Origin of the sequence: Burkholderia sp. E168m15 (assembly GCF_016586105.1) — a bacterium.
Classification (GTDB): Bacteria; Pseudomonadota; Gammaproteobacteria; order Burkholderiales; family Burkholderiaceae; genus Burkholderia; species Burkholderia orbicola.
Genome location: NZ_BCPO01000230.1, coordinates 1 through 2,451 on the forward strand (window position 1 = coordinate 1; position 2,451 = coordinate 2,451).

3 protein-coding genes are annotated in these 2,451 nt (G+C 63.4%); all 3 read left to right on the plus strand.

Annotation, left to right across the window (positions count from 1 at the left end):
• Positions 1 to 90 precede the first annotated feature (90 nt).
• The 3 genes from JMF86_RS34790 (at position 91) to JMF86_RS34800 (ending at position 2,407) form a co-directional block, all read left to right on the plus strand.
• A complete protein-coding gene (locus JMF86_RS34790) occupies positions 91 to 477 on the plus strand; it encodes a transposase (RefSeq protein WP_226129905.1) in 387 nt (128 codons plus the stop codon).
• Positions 465 to 809, plus strand: a complete 345-nt coding sequence (gene tnpB, locus JMF86_RS34795) for an IS66 family insertion sequence element accessory protein TnpB (RefSeq protein ID WP_133372528.1) — start codon at positions 465 to 467, stop codon at positions 807 to 809. Before JMF86_RS34790 ends, tnpB begins: the two co-directional genes overlap by 13 nt.
• A gap of 65 nt (positions 810 to 874) precedes the next feature.
• Positions 875 to 2,407, plus strand: coding sequence for an IS66 family transposase (locus JMF86_RS34800; RefSeq protein ID WP_034195837.1), 1,533 nt, complete (start codon positions 875 to 877; stop codon positions 2,405 to 2,407).
• Positions 2,408 to 2,451 lie beyond the last annotated feature (44 nt).

Below are 2,451 nucleotides of genomic sequence, written 5' to 3' on the forward strand. Positions count from 1 at the left end.
CCGTAAGCACCCGGGGAAGTCATCTTGATCGCGTTAGGCGCGAAGGCGAGGATCGTGTCCATCTAAATTTTTAATGGACAGATGTACACGATGGATGAGACCGAGGTGATGCAGGAGGTTGTGCAACCGACGCGACGTCGGCGGCACAGCAAGGAGTTCAAGGCACAGGTGATCCGTGCGGCGATGCAGCCAAACGTGTCGATCGCGGCGGTAGCGCTGCACTACCGCCTGAATGCCAACATGCTGCGAAGCTGGGTGGCCGCCCAGGAAGAACGGGATGCGGCCGAAGCTGCCCGCAAGTCGATGAGCGCGCCATCGGCAGAGTTTGTGCCGTTACAGCTTGAGACGTGCGGGGCTGCATCTGGGGCGACGGAGATCCAGATCGAGGTACGTCGGGGTGCGGCGACGGTGACCGTGCGTTGGCCGTTATCGTCGGCCAGTGATTGTGCGCTCTGGTTGCAGGGATGGCTGCGGTGATCCGCATCGACGCGATATGGCTGGCGACCGAACCGCTGGATATGCGTGCCGGCGCCGATACGATTCTGGCGCGTGTGGTGAAGGTGTTCGGCGCAGCGCGCCCTCACCATGCTTACCTGTTCGCCAACAAGCATTCGACGCGCATGAAGGTACTCGTCTATGACGGCTTCGGAATCTGGCTGGCTGCGCGTCGTCTGAACAAGGGCCGGTTCGTCTGGACGAACGGCCACGAAGCAATCGCCGTCGCGTTGAATCCCGAACAGTTGCGGGCGCTCGTGACGGGGCTGCCGTGGCAGACCCTGACGCACGATCACGTCATCTGCGTGGTGTAACGCGTCGTCGGTGCCGTAAACAGTTTCGCTTCCGTGGCGGTGCCGGCTCTGGCAGACTGGGCCGTATGAACCTGCCCGCCGACCTCGATGCCCTTAGCCCGGAGCAACTGCGCACACTGGCCGCTCAGTTGATGACCCAGGTCGGCGAGACGCAGCGTGAACTGCACTACCGTCAAACGCGTATCGATCAACTGACGCACGAACTCTCCGTGCTCAAGCGCCTGCAGTTCGGCAAACGCAGCGAGCAGCTTGATACCGAACAGATGAGCCTGCTCGACGAGGCGATCGATGCAGACCTGGCGGCACTGGAAGCCGAGCTCGAACAGCTTCAACCGGCCACGCGTGCCGCTGGGCCTGGGCAACAGCCGAAGCGTGTGCCCTTGCCATCGAAACTGCCGCGTACGGACATCCATCACGAGCCGGAAGACACCACGTGCCAGTGCGGTTGCCAGCGGGAGCGCGTGGGCGAAGACATCAGCGAGAAGCTGGACTATGCGCCAGGCGTGTTCACAGTCGAGCGGCATATCCGCGGCAAGTGGGCCTGTCGGCACTGCGGGACCCTGATCCAGGCACCGGTCCCGCCTCACGTCATCGACAAGGGTATCCCGACCACCGGGCTGTTGGCGCAGGTGCTGGTTGCCAAATATGGCGACCACCTGCCGCTGTATCGGCAGGAACGCATCTTTGCTCGCGCGGGCCTGGCGATCCCGCAATCGACGCTCGGCGCGTGGGTCGGCATCTGCGGCGTACGGCTGCAACCGCTGGTCGATGCGCTTCGCGAAGCGCTCCTGCAGCGCGACGTGCTGCACGCCGACGAGACGCCGGTGCAGATGCTGTCGCCCGGCAAGGGCAAGACGCATCGGGCTTACCTGTGGGCGTACAGCACGACGCCATTCGCCGATCTGAAGGCCGTGGTCTACGACTTCGCCGGCAGCCGTGCCGGCGAACATGCCCGAAAGTTCATGGGTGTGTGGCGTGGCAAGCTCATGTGCGATGACTATGGCGGCTACAAGGCTGGATTCGAACTGGGCATCACGGAAATCGGATGTGTCGCTCACGCGCGCCGGAAATTCTACGAGCTGCACGTCAACCACCAGAGCCAGATCGCCGAGCAGGCGCTGAAATACTTCGGCGCACTCTACGACGTCGAGCGTGACGTCGCCGAACTGAAGCCTGATCGAAGACAGGCCATCCGCCAGCAGCGATCCAGGCCCGTTGCCGATGCGTTGCACGCCTGGATGGTGACCCAGCGCAAGCTCGTTGCCGAAGGATCGGCGATCGCGAAGGCGCTCGACTACAGCCTGAAGCGTTGGGAAGCGCTCACGCGCTATCTCGATGACGGGCACGTGCCCATCGACAATAACTGGCTGGAGAACCAGATTCGACCATGGGCGACTGGCCGCTCGAACTGGCTGTTCGCCGGCTCACTGCGCGCGGGGCAACGTGCAGCCGCGATCATGAGCCTGATCCGGTCGGCGCAGCTTAACGGCCATGATCCGTACGCCTACCTGAAAGACGTGCTCACCCGACTGCCCACGCATCGTGCCGACGACATCGCGTCGCTGCTTCCGCATCGCTGGTCGCTCGCCGCGGCTTGATCAGCGGTACCTCACGAGCCTCGGTGCCTTTACCGGGGGCTTAC

Excerpts from the sequence above, each read along its gene's own strand:
- JMF86_RS34790 (WP_226129905.1), top strand. The coding sequence starts at position 91 with ATGGATGAGACCGAGGTGATGCAGGAGGTTGTGCAACCGACGCGACGT.
- JMF86_RS34800 (WP_034195837.1), top strand. The coding sequence starts at position 875 with ATGAACCTGCCCGCCGACCTCGATGCCCTTAGCCCGGAGCAACTGCGC.
- tnpB (WP_133372528.1), top strand. The coding sequence starts at position 465 with ATGGCTGCGGTGATCCGCATCGACGCGATATGGCTGGCGACCGAACCG.